At 66.0% G+C, this 19,686-nt stretch carries 18 protein-coding genes; 2 read left to right on the forward strand and 16 right to left on the reverse strand.

The genetic code is table 11. The annotated features are described in order from the left end of the window. Positions 1–4: 4 nt before the first annotated feature. From ctaD to VH571_RS05940, 4 genes are all read right to left on the reverse strand, one after another. Complete coding sequence (gene ctaD, locus VH571_RS05925; RefSeq protein WP_055957568.1) at positions 5–1,750, reverse strand: cytochrome c oxidase subunit I; 1,746 nt, start codon at positions 1,748–1,750, stop codon at positions 5–7. Positions 1,751–1,759: 9 nt separating this feature from the next. After that, complete coding sequence (gene coxB / locus VH571_RS05930) at positions 1,760–2,656, reverse strand: cytochrome c oxidase subunit II (RefSeq protein WP_055957565.1); 897 nt, start codon at positions 2,654–2,656, stop codon at positions 1,760–1,762. A gap of 251 nt (positions 2,657–2,907) precedes the next feature. Continuing rightward, positions 2,908–3,270, reverse strand: a complete 363-nt coding sequence (gene erpA, locus VH571_RS05935) for an iron-sulfur cluster insertion protein ErpA (protein ID WP_194606305.1) — start codon at positions 3,268–3,270, stop codon at positions 2,908–2,910. 51 nt (positions 3,271–3,321) lie between these two features. Next, a complete protein-coding gene (locus tag VH571_RS05940; protein ID WP_055957559.1) occupies positions 3,322–4,743 on the reverse strand; it encodes a dipeptidase in 1,422 nt (473 codons plus the stop codon). Between the two features lie 44 nt (positions 4,744–4,787). Here VH571_RS05940 and VH571_RS05945 point away from each other — a divergent pair, with 44 nt between their 5' ends. Next, on the forward strand, positions 4,788–5,381 hold the full coding sequence (locus tag VH571_RS05945; RefSeq protein ID WP_423263721.1) for a DUF3043 domain-containing protein: 594 nt from the start codon (positions 4,788–4,790) through the stop codon (positions 5,379–5,381). Between the two features lie 92 nt (positions 5,382–5,473). Here VH571_RS05945 and VH571_RS05950 read toward each other — a convergent pair whose 3' ends face one another. From VH571_RS05950 to hisD, 3 genes are all read right to left on the reverse strand, one after another. Then, positions 5,474–6,541 (reverse strand): quinone-dependent dihydroorotate dehydrogenase, encoded by a 1,068-nt coding sequence (locus VH571_RS05950; protein ID WP_423263722.1) that lies wholly within the window; start codon positions 6,539–6,541, stop codon positions 5,474–5,476. Beyond that, on the reverse strand, positions 6,538–7,014 hold the full coding sequence (nrdR, locus tag VH571_RS05955; protein ID WP_055957553.1) for a transcriptional regulator NrdR: 477 nt from the start codon (positions 7,012–7,014) through the stop codon (positions 6,538–6,540). Before nrdR ends, VH571_RS05950 begins: the two co-directional genes overlap by 4 nt. Before the next feature lie 207 nt (positions 7,015–7,221). After that, on the reverse strand, positions 7,222–8,532 hold the full coding sequence (gene hisD, locus VH571_RS05960) for a histidinol dehydrogenase (protein WP_423263723.1): 1,311 nt from the start codon (positions 8,530–8,532) through the stop codon (positions 7,222–7,224). Between the two features lie 152 nt (positions 8,533–8,684). Between hisD and VH571_RS05965 the strand changes: the two genes are divergently transcribed. Further along, a complete protein-coding gene (locus VH571_RS05965) occupies positions 8,685–9,215 on the forward strand; it encodes a hypothetical protein (RefSeq protein WP_423263724.1) in 531 nt (176 codons plus the stop codon). Between the two features lie 127 nt (positions 9,216–9,342). Here VH571_RS05965 and dnaE read toward each other — a convergent pair whose 3' ends face one another. From dnaE to VH571_RS06010, 9 genes are all read right to left on the reverse strand, one after another. Further along, a complete protein-coding gene (gene dnaE / locus VH571_RS05970) occupies positions 9,343–12,912 on the reverse strand; it encodes a DNA polymerase III subunit alpha (RefSeq protein WP_084815847.1) in 3,570 nt (1,189 codons plus the stop codon). A 17-nt stretch (positions 12,913–12,929) separates the two neighbouring features. After that, complete coding sequence (locus VH571_RS05975) at positions 12,930–13,853, reverse strand: RluA family pseudouridine synthase (protein WP_423263725.1); 924 nt, start codon at positions 13,851–13,853, stop codon at positions 12,930–12,932. Then, on the reverse strand, positions 13,850–14,494 hold the full coding sequence (gene lspA, locus VH571_RS05980) for a signal peptidase II (protein WP_423263726.1): 645 nt from the start codon (positions 14,492–14,494) through the stop codon (positions 13,850–13,852). The genes VH571_RS05975 and lspA overlap by 4 nt, the downstream gene beginning before the upstream one ends. Further along, positions 14,481–15,320: a DivIVA domain-containing protein gene (locus VH571_RS05985; protein WP_055961764.1), complete on the reverse strand. Its 840-nt coding sequence runs from the start codon at positions 15,318–15,320 to the stop codon at positions 14,481–14,483. Before VH571_RS05985 ends, lspA begins: the two co-directional genes overlap by 14 nt. Positions 15,321–15,519: 199 nt before the next feature. After that, a complete protein-coding gene (locus VH571_RS05990) occupies positions 15,520–15,840 on the reverse strand; it encodes a YggT family protein (protein WP_235480896.1) in 321 nt (106 codons plus the stop codon). A gap of 72 nt (positions 15,841–15,912) precedes the next feature. Then, the gene (locus tag VH571_RS05995; RefSeq protein WP_123943694.1) at positions 15,913–16,518 is read right to left on the reverse strand and encodes a cell division protein SepF; all 606 of its coding nucleotides are present in this window, start codon (positions 16,516–16,518) and stop codon (positions 15,913–15,915) included. A gap of 34 nt (positions 16,519–16,552) precedes the next feature. Next, a complete protein-coding gene (locus tag VH571_RS06000) occupies positions 16,553–17,287 on the reverse strand; it encodes a YggS family pyridoxal phosphate-dependent enzyme (RefSeq protein ID WP_423263727.1) in 735 nt (244 codons plus the stop codon). Between the two features lie 3 nt (positions 17,288–17,290). Continuing rightward, positions 17,291–18,442, reverse strand: coding sequence for a cell division protein FtsZ (gene ftsZ, locus VH571_RS06005; protein ID WP_055957541.1), 1,152 nt, complete (start codon positions 18,440–18,442; stop codon positions 17,291–17,293). A 191-nt stretch (positions 18,443–18,633) separates the two neighbouring features. After that, positions 18,634–19,680 carry an FtsQ-type POTRA domain-containing protein gene (locus tag VH571_RS06010; protein WP_423263728.1) on the reverse strand — a complete coding sequence of 349 codons (1,047 nt, stop codon included), beginning with the start codon at positions 19,678–19,680 and terminating at the stop codon, positions 18,634–18,636. Positions 19,681–19,686: the final 6 nt, after the last annotated feature.

The following is a 19,686-nucleotide window of genomic DNA, read 5'->3' on the forward strand; positions in this document are numbered from 1 at the left end:
CGGACTACTTTACTTTCTCGTCGGAAGCGTCGTACGTGGGGGCGTCAGGGGCGTCTTTCAACGGCCCCACACCGACGGGGAGACCCGCTTCGGGGTGGTTCAGATCGAATGCCGGAGACTCCGAACGGATGCGCGGGATCGACGTGAAGTTGTGACGAGGCGGCGGGCACGACGTGGCCCACTCGAGCGATCGCGAGTAACCCCAGGGGTCGTTCACGGCCACCTTCGGAGCAACCCGAGCGGTGATGTAGACGTTGTAGATGAACGGCAGCATCGAGACGCCGAGGAGCATGGCACCCACCGTCGAGAGCTGGTTCATCCACTCGAAGCCGTCTTCGGGCTGATAGGTCGCGTACCGACGCGGCATACCCATCACGCCGAGCCAGTGCTGGATCAGGAACGTGGTGTGGAACCCGACGAACAGGAGCCAGAAGTGGATCTTGCCGAGACGCTCGTTGAGCATCTTGCCCGTCCACTTCGGCCACCAGAAGTAGAATCCGGCGAACATGGCGAAGACGACCGTACCGAACACCACGTAGTGGAAGTGCGCCACCACGAAGTAGGAGTCGGACACGTGGAAGTCGAGAGGAGGCGATGCCAAGATCACACCGGTCAGACCACCGAACGTGAAGGTGATCAGGAACCCGATCGCCCAGAGCATGGGGGTCTCGAACGTGATCGAGCCGCGCCACATGGTGCCGACCCAGTTGAAGATCTTCACGCCGGTCGGTACCGCGATGAGCATCGTCATCAGCGAGAAGAACGGCAGGAGCACGGAACCCGTGACGTACATGTGGTGCGCCCACACGGTCACCGACAGAGCAGCGATCGCGATGGTGGCGTAGATGAGGGTCTTGTACCCGAAGATCGGCTTGCGGCTGAAGACGGGGAAGATCTCGGAGACGATGCCGAAGAACGGCAGCGCGATGATGTAGACCTCGGGGTGGCCGAAGAACCAGAAGAGGTGCTGCCAGAGGATGGCACCGCCGTTGGCGGGGTTGAAGACGTTGGCATCGAAGACTCGGTCGAAACCGAGACCGAAGAGGGCCGCTGCAAGAACCGGGAAGGCCATGATCACGAGGATCGACGTGACGAGGGTGTTCCACACGAAGATCGGCATGCGGAACATCGTCATGCCCGGGGCGCGCATGGTGATGATCGTCGTGATGAAGTTAACGCCACCGAGAATCGTCGAGAACCCGGTTAGGGCGAGGCCGAAGACCCAGAGGTTTCCGCCGAGCCCGGGAGTGAAGGTCGTGTCGGACAGCGGCGCATAGGCGAACCAGCCGAAGGACGCCGCACCCGCCGGGGTGAGGAACCCGGCGATGACCACGATGGCACCGAAGAAGTACAGCCAGAACGCGAAGCCGTTCAGACGCGGGAACGCGACGTCGGGTGCACCGATCTGCAGCGGCATGATCGCGTTCGCAAAGCCGGAGAAGAGCGGAGTGGCGAACAGCAGCAACATGATCGTGCCGTGCATGGTGAAGAGCTGGTTGTACTGCTCTTTGGTCTGAAGGATGTCGACACCGGGCGCGAAGAGCTGCGCTCGGATGACGAGCGCCATCACTCCCCCGATGAGGAAGTAGACGAACGAGGTGATCAGGTACATGTACCCGAGGACCTTGTGGTCGGTGGAGGTGATCCACCGGACGACGACGTTGCCCTTACGGCCGACGCGCGTCGTGTTGAAGTTCTGCTGTGACGATTGACCGCCGGTCGCAGGACGGGTTGCAGTGGCTGAGCTCATCGAATGGCCTTACTTGCTCGAGGTGCTGTCGGTGCCTGCGGCGACCGGGGCCTTGTTGTCGGGTTCGTTGGTGTTGGTGTTGTACTGGTCGCCCAGGTCACCCACGTTGCCCTCGGTACGGAGCGTGTCGAGATAAGCCTGGTAGTCGGCCTTCGACTCGACCTTCACGTTGAAGAGCATGAGCGAGTGGTACTCACCGCACAGCTCCGCGCACTTACCCGTGAAGGTGCCCTCTTTGAGAGGGGTGAAGTACTCGTAGTTCGTCTTGCCCGGGATCATGTCTTTCTTGTAGAGAAAGTCGACGACCCAGAACGAGTGGATGACGTCGCGAGACTTGAGTTCGATCTTGATCGTCTCGCCGACGGGGAGATGCAGTGTGGGCAACTTGGACTCGTCGACGTTGCCGTCGCCGAGCTCCTGCGCCTGGATGCCCTGGTAGTAGACACTGTTCGCCTTGTTGGCGGTGTCCATGTAGTTGAAGTCCCATGCCCAACGCTTGCCGTAGACCGTGATGGTCTGGTCGGGGTTGGCCGTCGGCTTCTCGATGTCGGCCTGGTCACGGGCCGTGAAGAAGAAGAAGCCGAGCACGAGGAACAGCGGGACGATCGTGTAGAAGATCTCGATCGGCATGTTGTAGCGCAGCTGGACGGGGAGGCCTGTGTCGGCCTTCCGGCGGCGGTACACGACGACTGCCCAGATGATCAGCGCCCAGGTGATGAGACCCACGCCGAGGAGGACGATCCAGGAGGTGACCCAGAGACCGATGGTGGCGTTGACGTGGTTAGTCGTGCCGCGCTCCGTCGGGAGCCATCCCATCATCTGCTGCTCGGTGCAGCCCGACAGGGCAAGGATCGAGACTGCAGCCACGGGAATGGCTGCGAGTCGGAGACGACGTTTTGAGCGCACTGTTACCTCTCGGATGACTCAACTGTGGGGCGCGCTCCATTTCGCCACCGGGCCCGAGGGCTCACAGTAAGAAACGGAACATGTTTAGCCTACTCGCAGGCTGGGGGTGCTTCCGCCGCTCGCTCCCGCGGTTCGCTCGATGTGGAGACGAAAAAACGAAAGGGAACCATTCGTCTGAATGGTTCCCTTTCGTTCACTGTGAGCGAAGTGCGCGAAGACTTCACGCGGGCGACTTGGCCGCCTGGTAACCCCTAGTGGAAGGAATCGCCACACGCGCAGGAACCCTGTGCGTTGGGGTTGTCGATCGTGAAGCCCTGCTTCTCGATGGTGTCTTCGAAGTCGATGGAAGCGCCATCGAGGTAGGGCACGCTCATCTTGTCGACGACGACCTCGACGCCTTCGAAGTCGACCGTGGCGTCGTTTTCAAGCAGACGTTCGTCGAAGTAGAGCTGGTAGATGAGCCCCGAGCAACCACCGGGCTGGACGGCGACGCGCAGACGAAGATCGTCGCGACCCTCTTGCGTGAGGAGGTTCTTGACCTTGGTCGCGGCAGCATCGGTGAGGCCGATGCCGTGGGCCTTGGTGTCGACGGGTGTGGTGAGTGTGTCGGTCATGAGTGCCTCCTTCGAGAGCGGAATGTGCACGAGTGCACGACTGAGTTGATTCTAATCCTCGATGGTTCGACCGTCGAGCCTTGCGAGCAGGAGAGCCTCGCTGAGAATCGACCGGTGGAACACGCCCAGGTGCTGAGATTCGTTCGGGCTGTGAGCGCGGGTGTCGGGGTCTTCCACACCGGTGACCAGGATCTGCGCTTCGGGGAATACCTCGGCGAGATCGGCGATGAACGGAATCGATCCGCCGGCTCCGACCTGGAGCGGTGCCGCACCCCAGCCCTCCTCGAGAGCCTGCAAGCCCTCGGCCACTCCCCAGCCGGACGTGTCGACGAGGAACGCGTTGCCGCGGTCGACGTCGTCGATCTCGACGTGCGCACCAAAGGGAGCGTGCGCGCGCAGGTGCGCTTCGAGAGCGTCGAACGCCGCAGCCGCCGTCTGCCCGGGGGCGACCCGGGCGCTGATCTTGACCGACACCTCGGGGCTGAGGGTGTTGGAGGCGTTGAGCACGCTGGGCGCATCGATGCCGGTGACCGTGATCGAGGGCTTCGACCAGAGACGGCTGAGGATGTGGCCGGTGCCGATCGGCGAGACGCCCTCGAGAAGGCCGGTCTCTTCGCGGAGCTGGGATTCGGGATAGTCGGGGTAGTCGCCCTCACGAGAGGTAAGGCCGGCGACTGCGACGGATCCTTCGTCGTCGTGCAGCGTGGCCAGGAGCTTGATCATGGCGAGCATGCCGTCGGGAACCGCTCCCCCGTTCATGCCGGAGTGCGAAGCGTGCGACAGCGTCGAGACGGTCAGCTTGAAGGTGACGTTGCCGCGGAGACCGACGGTGAGCCCGGGGACGGTCGTCGAGGGGTTGTCGGCGTCGGCGACGATGATCAGGTCGGCCGCAAGTTCGTCGCGGTGCTGCGCGAGGAAGTTCGTGAACGAGCGGGAGCCGAACTCCTCTTCGCCCTCGATGAAGACGACGACGCCGACGTTGAGGTCGTCACCGAGTACCTCGTGGACGGCTCGGAGGGCTGCCACGTGCGTCATCACGCCCGCCTTGTCGTCGGAGGCGCCCCGCCCGTACAGCCGATCGCCGCGGACCGTGGGTTCGAACGGCGGGGTCTCCCACAGCTCAGCCCGCCCTTCAGGCTGGACATCGTGGTGGGCGTACAGGAGCACGGTGGGCCGGCCGTTTCGGGCGGCTCGCGTCGCGAGGACCGCAGGGTGACCGAGCACGTCGCCCTCGATCGGCGCACGGCTCGTCTTCACGCTGTCGAACAGTCCTGTCGACTCGACGAGCGCGGCGACGGCCTGCGAACTCGCCACGACGTTCTCGGGATCGAAGCTGTCCCACGAGACGCTCGGGATCTTCACGAGCGACGACAGATCGGCGATGGAAGACGGAAGAGCCGCGTGGACGCTCTCTCGCAGCTTCCCTGCGAGTTCGGCGTCGGTCGGCTCGATGGGGTAGGAGGTCTCGGTCATGACAGGTAATCTTAGGTACTCCGACGAACTTGCAAGGATCACTCGTGGCCAAGGCACCCATCATCTCCCCCGACAACTCGGCGTCGAAGACGACATCCGAGTTCACCACCGCGGTCGACTCTCCGGTCGGCAAGGGTCGACCGACTCCCAGCCGCAAAGAGCGCGAGGCCGCCAACCGTCGACCTCTCGTCCCCGTGGGCAAAGAGGCCCGCAAAGAGCAGCGCGGACGCGTCGCCGAACAGCGCAACCGGGCTCGCATCGGGCTCGCGAACGGCGAAGAGAAGTTCCTGCCCGCCCGCGACAAGGGCGAACAGCGCAAGTACGTCCGCGACTACATCGACGCTCGCTGGAGCGTCGGCGAGGCCATGATCCCGATCATGGTGATCGTGATCCTCCTCAGCCTGATCCCCGCCGCGTCGGCGTTCACGCTGATCGCCCTCTGGGGTTTCTTCGTCTTCGCGATCATCGACTGCCTCCTCGTCGGGCAGCGCATCCGCTCCAAGCTGGCCGCCGCGCACGGCGGTGCCGACAATGTCGAGGCCGGCCTCCGCTGGTACGCCGCGATGCGCGCGCTGCAGATGAAGCCGATGCGCCTGCCGAAGCCGCAGGTCAAGCGGGGCGAGTTCCCGACGGCGTAGGGCCGCGCGGGCTTTCACAGGGCCATAAACGAAGGATCCGGGGGCACGTGCCCTCGGATCCTTCGTTTGTGGCCCTGTAAGCGCGACGCGCCCTACTTGCTGCGGTTCCGCCGCAGTTCGCGCAGCCCGCGGTTGATCTGCCTCGCCCACAGCGGCCCCCGATAAAGGAATGCCGTGTAGCCCTGCACCAGGGTCGCTCCGGCGTCGATTCGCTCTTGGACGTCGGCGGCCGTCTCGACCCCTCCGACGCTGATCACGCAGAGCTCGCTCGGCACGCTGGCGCGAATAACTCGCAGCACGGCGAGGGAGCGGGCCGCGAGAGGTGCTCCCGACAGGCCGCCGGCCCCCGCCTTCGCGATCACCGAGGGGTCACTCGACAGCCCCTCGCGGGACAGCGTCGTGTTCGTGGCGATGATTCCGGCCAAGCCCAGTTCGACGACCAACTCGGAGACGCGGCGCACGGCGCCGTCTTCGAGGTCGGGAGCGATCTTGACCAGCACGGGCGTGGTGCCCGCCGCATCGCGGACCGCGGTGAGGAGGGGCGACAGCTTGTCGAGCTCTTGCAGGCCGCGGAGCCCGGGGGTGTTGGGCGACGACACGTTGACGGCCAGGTAGTCGGCCAGGGGTGCGAGGAGGCGCGTCGATACGAGATAGTCGTCGACGGCGTCATCGACCTCGACCACGCGGCTCTTGCCAATGTTGACACCGATCACCGGGCGATTGCGCAGGTGTCGGGCACGCCCCACCTCGCCGGCGGCCTTGACCGCGCCGCCGTTGTTAAAGCCCATGCGGTTGATGACCGCCCGGTCGTCGACGAGCCGGAACAGGCGCGGACGGTCGTTGCCCGGCTGCGGCTTGGCCGTGATGGTGCCGACCTCGACGTGACCGAACCCCAGGACTCCGAGACCGGCGATGCCCTTGGCGTCTTTATCGAAACCGGCAGCAACACCGAACGGCGAGGAGAAGGTGAGCCCCAGCGTCTCGACGCGCAGTGACCGGTGGGGCCCGGTCGAACGCCGCACGAGAGACGCCACAACGGGGCTCACGGGAAGGAGTTTGATGAAGCGGAATGCGAAGTGGTGGGCGTTCTCAGGATCCATTCGCACAAAGACCGTACGGAAGATCAGGTTGTAGAGGCCCTTGCGGTCGTGCTCGCTCATTCGTCGCCCGATGCCGTGGTCGCGGTGGCGTGATCTTCGCGAAGGGTGCGGATGGACGCCTCGAAGTCGTCGAGCGAATCGAAGGCCTGATACACGCTGGCGAAACGCAGGTAGGCGACCTCGTCGAGCTCTCGCAACGGCGGAAGAATGGCCAGGCCGACCTCGTTCGCGTCGATCTGCGAGGCACCACTCGCGCGGACCGCCTCTTCGACCTTCTGAGCCAGCTGAGCAAGGTCGCCGTCTGTCACGGGTCGCCCCTGGCACGCCTTACGCACACCCGAGATGATCTTCTCGCGGCTGAACGGCTCGAGCACTCCGTTGCGCTTGATCACGGAGAGGCTCGCGGTCTCGGTCGTGGTGAAGCGACGACCGCAGTTCGGGCACTGCCTCCGACGGCGGATCGACGTGCCGTCGTCGCTCGTGCGGGAGTCGACGACTCGGGAATCGGGGTGACGGCAGAAGGGGCAGAACATGATGCTCAAGCTTATGGGTGCGACGCGTGTCGCGGAGCCGGACCTCGACAAGCTCGGCCACCCCGCACTGCGACGCGCGCCGCGCCGGAGCTTATGGGTGCGACGCGAGTCACTGCGCCGGGCCTTCCGCCTACCGAATCGGGCCAGCAGGGCTGAAACGGGCCGATAACGACCGAAAATGTCGCGCCACGGTACGCCTGCCCGACGCTAGGGCCGCTGCAGCCGAGCCGACACGGCCTCGCCGTGCGCCGGCAGCCGCTCTGCCTTCGAAAGTGCCACCAGACGCTCGGCCACGGCAGCCAGGGGCTCCGCCTCGTAGCGCACGATCTGCTGCGGCCGGAGGAACGTGTATGCCCCGAGCCCGGACGAGAAGCGCGCCTGCCCGCCGGTCGGAAGCACGTGGTTCGACCCGGCGAGATAGTCGCCGAGGCTGACCGGGGTCTGCGAGCCGACGAAGATCGCCCCGGCGTCATCGATCAGCGCCAGCACCGCATCGTCGTCGGCGGTCTGGATCTCGAGGTGTTCGGGGCCGTAGGCGTTGCTGAACGCCGCCGCGACGGTGAGATCGTCGACCACGACGACCGCCGATTGCGGGCCCGTCAACGCGGTACGGACTCTCTCGGCACTCGCGGTGAGCGGCGCCAGACGCGCGACCTCGGCCACGACGCGCTCTCCGAGGTGGGCCGAGTCGGTGACGAGCACGGCGGATGCCTGTTCGTCGTGCTCGGCCTGGCTGATGAGGTCGACGGCCACGAGGGTCGCGTCGGCGGAGGCATCGGCGATGACGAGGATCTCGGTGGCTCCTGCCTCCGAGTCGATCCCGACGACTCCTCGCACGAGGCGCTTGGCCGCCGCGACGAAGTTGTTGCCGGGCCCGGTGATGACCTGCACCGGAAGCAGATCTGCGTCGTCGACCCCGTACGCCAAAGCGCCGATCGCACCGGCACCGCCCATGGCGTAGACCTCGGTGATGCCGAGCAGGCCTGCGGCTCCGAGGATCGTGGGGTGCACGGATCCTTCGAATTCGGCCTGCGGCGGGGAAGCGAGCGCGATGGAGCGAACGCCCGCCACCTGGGCGGGAACGACATTCATGATGACGCTCGACGGGTAGACGGCCTTGCCGCCCGGCACGTACACGCCCGCCCGGGCCATCGGCTGCCAGCGCTGCACGATCGTGGCACCCGGAGCGGGGTGAGTCGTCTGCTCGGCCGGCACCTGTGCCGCGCTGGACGCCGTCACCCGAGCGATCGACTCGACCAGAGCTTCGCGGACGAGCGGGTCGAGTGAGGCGACAGCCTTGTCGATGTCGGCCTGGGGCACGCGAAGCGCCGGAGGCCGGACCCGATCGAATCGCTCGGCCTGGTCGAGCAGGGCTGAGACGCCGTGCTGACGGACGTCGGCGATGAGGGCTGCAGCGGCCTCGGTCGCGTCGTTCACGTCGCCGACCGCACGCGGGACGAGGGCCAGCAACTGGCTCGGGCTGAGGGTCTGACCGCGGAGGTCGGTGGTCGTCATCATGGCCGGTCAAGCCTATCGGCGCGGGCCGGGAGAGGCCCGCGAGGTGGCTTGATATCCGCAATCGGGCCGGAATGCCCGGCTATCAGGCCATCTCGCGGAACGACCTGGTGTGACGACCGCGAACGCGAGGCCGGCTATGGGACGATGGCCCGGTGCAGCGCATCATCACGGAGCCCGCCGACCTGGTCGGCCGCTGGTTCGTCGTCCGCGACGATGACGACGACGACCCGGACGTGAAGTTCTATGACGACGCCGAGTTCGCCTCCGCCAAGCTCGTTGCCAAGCGCGAGGCCCGCGATCCCGCCCTCGCACTCCGAGGAAGGTTGATCGTCGCGGGCATCGACGAGTACCGGGTCGGCGATACTCTGACGCTTGCGGATCGCGAGACCGTCGACACCGAATTCGCACGGGGTGCGGGAACCCTCTGGCGCAATCTGCTGTTCGCAGTGCTGCTCATCGGCAGCAACATCCTCTTCGATGTTCTCGGACAGCCTCTTCGCACCGGACTCCCCTGGTGGCAGGGAGCGCTCAATACGCTCCTGGTCAGCGCCAGCCTCCTTCTCGTTCTCTGGGCCGTCTTCCGCCAGCTGACCCGCGACCCCGACAGCCGCGCGACCCGAGCCCTCGCCGGGCACTTCAAGCGGGAGTCTCTCGACGCGCATCGAGCCGAGCTCGAGGGCTGATCCGAAGGATCCTGCGGCTCGTCGCTCGGACCGACGCCGAGATCGCATTCCTGGTCGGGGTCACCCGACCACGACTGCGATCTCGACGCCGCGATGGGCCCCGAGCCGGAAGGTCAGAGCAGGCAGGTCAGAGCAGGCAGCTCGGCCCGAGCAGGCTCTTGAGCTCGCCGTAGAGGTCGGCCGTGATGTCGACCGGCAGCGGGATCTCGAATGTGCGGGCGTTGTCGCCCTTGAGGAGGCGCAGTCGCACTTCGGTGGCACCCGAGTGACGACCGAGAACGGCGCCCAGCTCGGTGACGACGTCGGTCGTGGCACGGAACTCGGGCATGCTCAGCACGAGCGGCCCATTGCTGGCCGCGACGCCGAGATCAGGCAGGAACATGCTGACGGCGTGGAGGTTCTTGCCGTCGTCGCGGACGCTGACCCGGCCCTTGAGCACGATGACGGAGTCGCCGACGAGAGTCGGACCGAACTCCTGGTAGGTCTTGCCCAGGAACATGACGCTGATCTCACCGCCGAAGTCTTCGATGGTGATGATTCCGTAGGGGTTGCCGGAGTTGCGGGCGACCCGGTGCTGGACGCTCGTGACGAGACCGGCGACCGTGACCTGTTCGCCGTCGATGGAGTCGTCAGCGGCTGAGATGGTCGTGATCGTCGTGGACGCGTGCTTGGCCAACTGGAGTTCGAGACCGGCCAGAGGGTGGTCGGAGACGTAGAGACCGAGCATGTCGCGCTCGAAAGCGAGTTTGTCGCGCTTCGGCCACTCGGGGCGGGGCGGCACCTGCTGCACCTGAGCGGGTTCGTCCCACAGGGAGTCGAAGTCGAAACCGACCTGGCCATTCGCCTCGGCCCGCTTCTCGCTGACCGCCGCCTCGACGGCGCCCTCGTGGATCTCGACCAGAGCCCGGCGGGTATCGCCCATCGTGTCGAATGCCCCGGCCTTGACCAGCGACTCGACCGTGCGCTTGTTGGCCACCGGGATCGGCACCTTGCGCAGGAAGTCGTGGAAGGAGGTGAACGGCTCTTTGCTCTCGCGGGCAGCGATGATGTGGTCGACGACGTTGAAGCCGACGTTGCGGATCGCGCCCATGCCGAACCGGATGTCTTCGCCGACAGCGGCGAAGAAGCCGATTGACTCGTTGACGTCGGGCGGGAGCACCTTGATGCCCATGCGTCGGCACTCGTTGAGATAGAGACCGAGTTTGTCGCGCGAGTCGCCGACGCTCGTGAGCAGCGCCGCCATGTACTCGGCCGGATAGTGCGCCTTCAAATAGGCGGTCCAGTACGAGACGACACCGTAGGCCGCCGAGTGCGCCTTGTTGAAGGCGTAGTCGGAGAACGGGAGCAGGATGTCCCAGATCTTCTGGACGGCGTCGGCCGAGTAGCCGTTGTCGATCATGCCCTGCTGGAAGCCGGCGAACTGCTTGTCGAGCTCGGACTTCTTCTTCTTGCCCATCGCGCGACGGAGGATGTCGGCTTGACCGAGCGAGAAGCCGGCGAGCTTCTGGGCCACGCTCATGACCTGCTCCTGATAGATGATCAGGCCGTAGGTGCCACCGAGTACCTCCCGCAGGGGCTCTTCGAGCTCGGGATGGATGGCCGTGATCTCTTGCAGGCCGTTCTTGCGGAGCGCGTAGTTGGTGTGCGAGTTGGCGCCCATGGGGCCTGGCCGATACAGGGCGATGACAGCCGAGATGTCTTCGAAGTTGTCGGGCTTCATCAGCCGCAGAAGACCACGCATGGGGCCGCCGTCGAGCTGGAAGACGCCGAGCGTGTCGCCGGAAGAGAGCAGCTCGTAGGCGCCCTGGTCGTCGAGTTCGAGGTCTTCGAGCACGAGGTCGATGTCGCGGTTCGACTTAATGTTGTCGAGGGCGTCGTTGATGATCGTGAGGTTGCGGAGCCCCAGGAAGTCCATCTTGATCAGACCGAGTGATTCGGCCGCCGGGTAGTCGAACTGCGTGACGATCTGGCCGTCTTGCTCGCGCTTCATGATCGGGATGATGTCGATGAGCGGGTCGCTCGACATGATCACGCCGGCGGCGTGCACACCCCACTGGCGCTTCAGGCCCTCGAGGCCGAGGGCGGTGTCGAAAACCGTCTTGGCCTCCGGGTCGCCCTCGACGACCGCGCGGATGTCACCCGCCTCTTTGTAACGACCGTGGTCGCGGTCGAAGATGCCGGTGAGCGGGATGTCTTTGCCCATGATCGCGGGCGGCATCGCTTTGGTGAGCTTCTCGCCCATGCCGAACGGAAAGCCCAGCACTCGAGACGAGTCTTTCAGCGCCTGCTTCGCCTTGATCGTGCCGTAGGTCACGATCTGAGCGACCCGCTCGGAACCGTATTTGTCGGTGACGTAGTTGATGACCTCGGTGCGCCGGCGGTCGTCGAAGTCGACGTCGAAGTCGGGCATCGAGACGCGGTCGGGGTTGAGGAACCGCTCGAAGATGAGGCCGTGGCGGATCGGGTCGAGGTCGGTGATGCGCATGGCATAGGCGGCCATCGAACCGGCCCCCGAGCCGCGGCCCGGCCCGACTCGGATGCCGTTGTCTTTCGACCAGTTGATGAAGTCGGCGACGACGAGGAAGTACCCGGGGAAGCCCATCTGGGCGATGACGCCGACCTCGTAGTCGGCGCGCTCCCGCACCGCCTGCGAGATGCCGTCGGGGTACCGGTATTCGAGGCCCTTCTCGACCTCTTTCTTGAACCAGGTCTCTTCGGTCTCACCCTCGGGCACCGGGAACCGCGGCATGTAGTTCGCCTCGGTGTCGAACTTGACCTCGCAGCGCTCGGCAATGAGCAGCGTGTTGTCGCAGGCCTCGGGGTGGTCGCGGAACAGGTGCCGCATCTGGGCGGCCGTCTTGAGGTAGAACTCGTCGGCGTCGAACTTGAACCGGTTCGGGTCGGTCAGCGTCGAGCCGGACTGCACGCAGAGCAGGGCCGCGTGGCTCGTGGAGTCGTGGGCGTGCGTGTAGTGGAGGTCGTTCGTCGCCACCAGGGGGATGTCGAGCTGCTTGGCGAGCTTGAGCAGGTCGTCCATGATGCGACGCTCGATACCCAGACCGTGATCCATGATCTCGGCGAAGTAATTCTCTTTGCCGAAGATGTCGCGGAAATCGGCGGCCGCCTTGATCGCCTCGTCGTACTGGCCGAGGCGAAGGCGAGTCTGCACCTCGCCGCTCGGGCAGCCGGTCGTCGCGATGAGGCCCTTCGCGTGCTCGGACAGAATCTCGCGATCCATACGGGGCTTGAAGTAGTAACCCTCGAGAGACGCCCTCGACGACAGGCGGAAGAGGTTGTGCATGCCCTCGGTCGACTCGGAGAGCAGCGTCATGTGGGTGTACGACCCGGCGCCCGAGACGTCGTCTCGCCCGCCGTCGCCCCACTTGACGCGCGTTTTGTCGCCGCGCGCCGTGCCCGGCGTGATGTAGGCCTCGGTGCCGATGATCGGTTTGATACCGGCCGCCGTGGCGGTCTTGTAGAAGTCGAATGCGCCGAACATGTTGCCGTGGTCGGTGACGGCCACCGCAGGCATGCCCTGCTTCACGGCCTCTTCGATCAAAGGCCCGACACGAGCTGCGCCGTCGAGCATGGAGTATTCGCTGTGGACGTGCAGATGCACGAAGGAATCGGCGCTCGACGGCAAGTCTTCTCCTGATGGTTGCTGCGGTTGAACAAGCCTAACCGCGGCCGCCGACATCGATCGGCGTGTCGGCGTCAGGCGTTGCGAAGCACCTCAAGTGCACGTTGAAGGTCGGCCGGATACTCCGAGGTGAACGACACCCACTCGCCCGTCGCCGGATGGGCGAAGCCGAGCTGGACCGCATGCAACCACTGCCTGGTGAGGCCCAGTTTGGTCGTCAGGGTCGGATCAGCGCCGTACAGCGCGTCGCCGACGCAGGGGTGCCGCTGCGCCGCCATGTGCACGCGGATCTGGTGGGTTCGGCCCGTCTCGAGGTGGACCTCGAGAAGCGACGCGGCCGGGAACGCCTCGACGGTCTCGTAGTGCGTCACCGACGGCTTGCCGTCGACAACGACCGCAAACTTCCACGATGATGAGGGGTGCCGGCCGAGAGGTGCGTCGATCGTGCCCTTCAGCGGGTCGGGGTGACCCTGGACGACCGCGTTGTAGATCTTCTCGACGGTGCGCTCGCGGAACGCCTGTTTGAGAACGGTGTAGGCGTGCTCCGATTTGGCGACGACCATGAGCCCGGAGGTGCCGACGTCGAGCCGATGCACGATACCCGCGCGCTCCGCAGCACCGCTCGTCGAGATCCGGAAACCTGCCGCGGCAAGCCCGCCGAGCACCGTCGGGCCGGTCCAGCCCATGGCAGGGTGGGCGGCGACGCCGACCGGCTTGTCGACGACGACGAAATCGTCGTCGTCGTAGACGATTCCCATACCGGGCACCTCGACGGCCTGAACCGTCGGGCCCTCCTTGGGAGTCCAGGTCACTTCCAACCAGGATCCGGCCTCCAGCCGATCGGACTTGCCGACCTCGCGCTGATCGACCGTGACTCCCCCGGACGACGCGACCTCCGCCGCGAACGTGCGGCTGAAGCCGAGCAGCTTCGCAAGGGCCGCATCGACGCGCTCGCCGGCGAGGCCGTCGGGCACGGGCAGCGAACGGGTTTCACTCACGAGGCATCCCGTCCGGTGGCAGCTGACGGGGTGGCCGACGGGTCGGTGGTCGAGGAGACGGCCGCTGGATCCTTGGCGTCACTGCCGTCGTTGTCGATGGTGTTCGGCTCTTCGCCCTTGCGGGGCGCCCGCTTTCCGTCGAGCCCGACACCCAGAAGCGTCAGCAGAATCAGGAGCCCCATGCTCGTCACGATGAAGGTGTCGGCGATGTTGAAGATGGCGGGCAGGATCCACGGGAGGTAGATGAAGTCGACGACGTGGCCGACTCCGAAGCCCGGCTCGCGGAACAGGCGGTCGGTGAGGTTGCCGAGAGTTCCGCCGAGAAGCATGCCGAGCATCAGTGCCCAGCGCAACGAGCGGATGCGGTGCGAGAAGACCACGATCGCGACCACGACGGCGGCCGCGGCGATCGAGAAGATCCAGGTGGAGCCGGTGGCCAAGGAGAAAGCTGCGCCGGGGTTCTTGACGAAGTGGAAGCGGAGGACCGGGCCCAGAACGTCGACGTCTTGGCCGAGCGTCAGGTTCGACACGACGAGGAACTTGGTGCCCTGGTCGAGCACGTAGACGATGACAGCGACAAAGGCCAGTGCCAGCAAGATGCGGGCACTGGCCTTCGTGGCTGTCGTGTTAGTTGGAGCCAAAACCCTGGAAGCTGGCGGGTGCAGACGACTGCGCCGCGACGGGCTCGGGGTTGTTGTCGCCGTCGAGCTCGCGGAGCTGACCCTCGATGTAGCTCTTCAGCTTCTGGCGGTAGTCGCGCTCGAAGTTGCGGAGTTCGTCGATGCGGTGCTCGAGGCCGATGCGCTCGTTGTCGAGACGCTCGACCTGGGCGCGCTGCTCGTTTTCGATCTTCTCCTGGCGGGCACGGAACTCGACGTCGAACTGATCGGCCTTGGCCTTCTGCTCGTTGTCGAGCTGAGCGACGCGGGCGCGGTGCTCGTTCTCGAACTGCTCGACCTGGGCCTTCTGTGCGGCCTCTGCCTCGGAAACGATGCGCGCGGCCGTTGCGTGGCCCTCGGCGATGAGAGAGTCGCGCTTCTCGATGCCCTCACGGACGTGCTCTTCGTGCAGACGACGAGCGAGCTGGAGGAGGTTGTTGGTGCTCGTGGTCTCGTCGTCGGTCGGCGCCGCGTAGGCGGGCGCTGCCGACACCGCGGCGGGCGCGGGGGCCGGCTCGGGCTCGGGAGCGGCGGCGACCGGCTCGGGGGTGGGCTCCGGCTCCGGCTCGGGAGCGGGCTCTGCCGGCGCCGCTGCGACGGGGGCCGCGGCGGACTTCGACTGGAGCTCTTCGACCTGCGAGTCGCTCGAGGCGAGGCGCTGGCGGAGCTCGTCGTTCTCCTGGCCGAGTCGGCGGAGTTCGACGACGACCTCGTCGAGGAAGTCGTCTACCTCGTCTTGGTCGTAGCCCTCACGGAACTTCGTCGGCTGGAACCGCTTGTTGACTACGTCTTCAGGCGTCAAAGCCATTGCCGTCACCTCGTGAATCTTCTGGAACATGGTCTGGGATGATGCCCTCCCCCGATTCTGCGCGTGTTGCCTAACAGACAACGACGCGCGCCGTGAAGACACCGTGCGCCAAAAGCCTACAACGTCAACCGTGTGGTTGACCTGCAGGGTGAGGGTCACGCCGTGTCGCGCTGTCGTGCTGGGCCGAGGAGAGGACGGATTACAGCGCTGCGCGGCTCAGGCCGGACGCGACACTCATCAGGATCACAACGGCGAGCATCACGATGCTCCAGCCGAAGTCGAGCGCGACGGCTCCGAGTCGGATCGGAGGCAAGACCCGTCGGATGGCCCGGATGGGTGGATCGGTGACGGTGTACGTCACCTCGGCCAGCACCAGCAGGGGCCCTTTCGGGCGGTACGAGCGACTGACCGACTGGGTCAGATCGAAGATGAAGCGCCCCCACATCAGGAGGAAGAAGATGAGGAGCGCGACATAGGCGATGGTCGCTATCAGGTTGACGATCACGAAACTACCAAGCACACGGGGCGTTCAACTCGCACGGTTCAGGCGCGGGCGCGGCCCGCGGAGGAAGAATCTCGGGGGCAGAAGCCCTCAGGACTGGGCGAAGAAAGACGCCTCGATGTCGGACTCTACCTCAGCCGGATCTCCGCTCACTGCGATGTGCGCGGGCGACAACAGGAACACCTTGTTGGTCACGCGCTCGATTTTGCCGTAGAGACCCTGCGAGAGTCCGCTGGCGAAGTCGACGAGACGACGGGCGTCGCTCTCGGTCATCTGCGACAGGTTGATGATCACGGGGATGCCGTCGCGGAAGCTCGCCGCGATCGACTGCGCGTCTTTGTATTCGCGGGGGTGAACAGTGAGGATTTCGTTCATTTCGGAGGACGCTGCCATTTCGGTGGGGACCACATTCTTGGTCGACGTGGTGCGACGCAGGGGCGTCACGGGAGCGCGATTCGCCGTGGGAGTCGACACCGGCTGAACCGGCGACGTCGCGTCGCGCTTGTGGACCGGCGCGGCCTGCGCGGGGGCAGCCTGGGCTGGTGCCGCGGCCGGGGACGGCGCGGTCTGCTGGCGAGAGGAGGGCTCGGCCTGCGCGGCTCGGGCAGGCGTCTCGGTACGCGACTGGTCGTCGTATTCGAGTTCTTCGTCGGCCAGGCCTAGGTAGATCAGGCTCTTCTTCAGCGGGTTCGCCATGGTGTCCTCCGGTCGCGGATCGTCTGACTCGACATTAACCAGCCACCGGCCGGTTTCCCGTGATTGCCGTGCCTATTCGTAGGTGTGTCGCACCCTCGGCGATGGCGTCGGCGAAGTCGTTCGACATGCCGGCCGAGATCTGGTCCGCTTCGGGGGCGATGGCCCGCAGCCGCTCCGAGAGTTCGCGGAGGTGGGCGAAGGCCCGGCGGGGCTCCTCGTCGAGGGGCGCGACAGCCATCACGCCCCGGAGTCGGATGCCGGGCGAGCCGAGGATCCGAGTCACCGCGTGTTCGAGATCGGCCTCCGCCACTCCGCCCCGACCCTCGTCGTCGGTCAGGTTGACCTGCACGAACCCGTCGACGACGAGACCGTCGTCGGACGCCAGGGCGTCGATCACCGAGTCGCGGTCGAGCGAGTGCACGGCGTGCGCATACGCTCGCGCCTGGCGAGCCTTCTTCGACTGCAGCTGGCCGACGAAATGCCACCGGAGGCCGTCGAGGTCGGACGTCTCGGCGGCTTTCCCCTGCGCCTCCTGGTGCCGGTTCTCGCCGACGTCGCGAACACCCAGCGCGTGCAGTTCGCGCACGAGCGACACCGGGTGGAACTTCGTGACGACGATCGTCGTCAATTCGCCGGGTTCGCGAGACGCCGAACGGGCCGCGTCGGCGATGCGTCCGAAGACGTCGTCAACGCGGCCCGAGAGCTCGAGGGAGGGCGCGGCGGCCTCGTCGGCTGCCGCCTCCCCCGGAGACACAGAGTCGTCGGTCACGCTCTACTTCAGGAAGTCCGGTACGTCGAGGTCGTCGTCGCCGTCGTCGAAGACGGGGTCGGACGCCTGCTTGACGGGCTCCGCGGGGCGCTGGTAGCTCGGCACGGTGCCGCTGTCGGCGATCGCGCTGACGCCCGCAACCGTCGTCGTCGCGGGGGCGTCGGTCTCGACGAAGCTCGACCGGCGTTCGGCCGACTTGGTGGTGGGCTCGCCGCCGTCGAAGCCAGCCGCGATCACGGTGACCCGCACCTCGTCACCCAGGGTGTCGTCGATGACGGCACCGAAGATGATGTTGGCCTCGGGGTGCACTGCTTCCTGCACGAGACGCGCCGCGTCGTTGATCTCGAAGATGCCGAGATTCGACCCACCCTGAATCGAGAGAAGGACGCCGTGCGCACCGTCGATGGACGCTTCGAGCAGAGGCGACGCCACTGCGAGCTCAGCGGCTTTGATGGCGCGATCGGCGCCGCGCGAGGAGCCGATACCCATGAGGGCGGATCCTGCGCCCTGCATGACGCTCTTGACGTCGGCGAAGTCGAGGTTGATGAGACCCGGCGTGGTGATGAGGTCGGTGATGCCCTGGACACCCGCGAGGAGCACCTGATCGGCCGTGCCGAAGGCTTCGACCATCGAGATGCCGCGCTCGGAGATCTCGAGCAGACGGTCGTTCGGCACCACGATGAGGGTGTCGACCTCTTCTTTGAGCTGGGCGACTCCTGCTTCGGCCTGAGCCTGACGGCGTCGACCCTCGAAGCCGAAGGGCTTGGTGACGACACCGATGGTGAGCGCGCCGATGGACTTCGCGATGCGAGCCACGACGGGAGCACCACCGGTGCCGGTGCCGCCGCCCTCGCCCGCGGTGACGAAGACCATGTCGGCCCCGGCCAGGGCCTCTTCGATCTCTTCGGCGTGGTCTTCGGCGGCGCGGCGACCCACCTCGGGGTCGGCGCCGGCACCGAGACCGCGAGTCAGCTCGCGACCGACGTCGAGCTTGACGTCGGCGTCGCTGAGAAGCAGCGCCTGGGCGTCGGTGTTGATCGCGATGAACTCGACTCCGCGGAGCCCGAGCTCGATCATGCGGTTGACGGCATTGACGCCACCGCCGCCGACACCGACGACCTTGATCACGGCTAGGTAGTTATGGTTCGTTGTCACGTCGGCCTCCGCCTGCAGGAACTGGGTGGTGCTGTCTGGTTGTTGCGGTCTGTATGGTTCTGAGGCCATAAACCTTCAAGCTTTACTCGAGGGTTAATGTTATGCTCAGTATGCATATCTCGCAGTGCCAAGGTAGGTGCCCCGGCTGGGGGCCGCTCAGATGTGTGCCGCGTGTCGCGGTTTTCTGACCGCTACTTCGTGCGGATGATGCCGTTATCGGGTGCAGACACGTCGTATTCGACGGCCTGATCGGGGTCTCTCGCCGTGTGGTCTTTGATGAGCCCCGTCAGAAGCAGCGCCTTCTTCGTCGACTGGTCGGCACTCCCCCAGACAACCGTCTCACCGGTCGTGAGTTTCAGCGTGACGTCGTCGGCCGTCGAAGCTGACACTGAGTTGACTCGCTTGAGCAGTTGCGACGGGAGCGCGAGCAGCACCTCGGCCGTCGAGCGGTACACCTTGCCATCGAGCGCGTCGCCCGTGACCTTGACGACGGGAACGCCCGCAGGGCGCTTCGTCGCCGACGAGATGACAACGCCGGCCGGATCGACGAGCTCGAAGGTCTTGCCGATCTTGACGCTGGCGATCGGCGACCTCTCGGTGATCCGGATAACCAGCGTGTGCGGCGGCATCGTCTCGGTCACGTACGACTCGATCAGCGGGAATTCCGACAGGTCGCTCTTCACCGCCGCGAAGTCGATGAGGGCCAGCGGCTTGCCGATCTGCGAGTCGAGCGACTTCAAGACCGCCTTCTCGTCGACCCGCGACGTGCCCTCGATGGTGATGGTCTGAAGCGAGAGCAGCGGCGAGAAGACAGCGATGGCCACCGACCCGACAAGGGCGACCACCACCGCCGCCGCCGTGATGAGGGCGGCACGACGATGCCGACTGCGACGAGTGAACCGACGCACCTCGACACGTTCGACGGCACGGCGAGCGGCAGCGGCACGACGAGCGAGTCGCCGGGCGTCGCGGGCTCGATCACGAGCGTCACGGGCGCCGGTCGCCGCCGGTGTGATGACCGCAGGATCCGACGGCTCGGCACCCGACTCCCGCGACGGCCGTGGGGGACGCACCGGCAGAGAGGGAAGCGCCGGAAGCCTCGGCAGGGTGCGCGTCGACTTCTCGGCGGCTGGCATCGCCTCGTCTCCTGGCGCCGGCGCGGACGCCGCGGACGCCGCGGTCGCCTCAGCCGACGCAGCATCGTGCTCCGGCTCGGGCGTTGCCTTCGCCTTGGCCACCGGGCT

The sequence above is a fragment of the Frondihabitans sp. 4ASC-45 genome (assembly GCF_049472575.1).
Taxonomy (GTDB): domain Bacteria; phylum Actinomycetota; class Actinomycetes; order Actinomycetales; family Microbacteriaceae; genus Frondihabitans.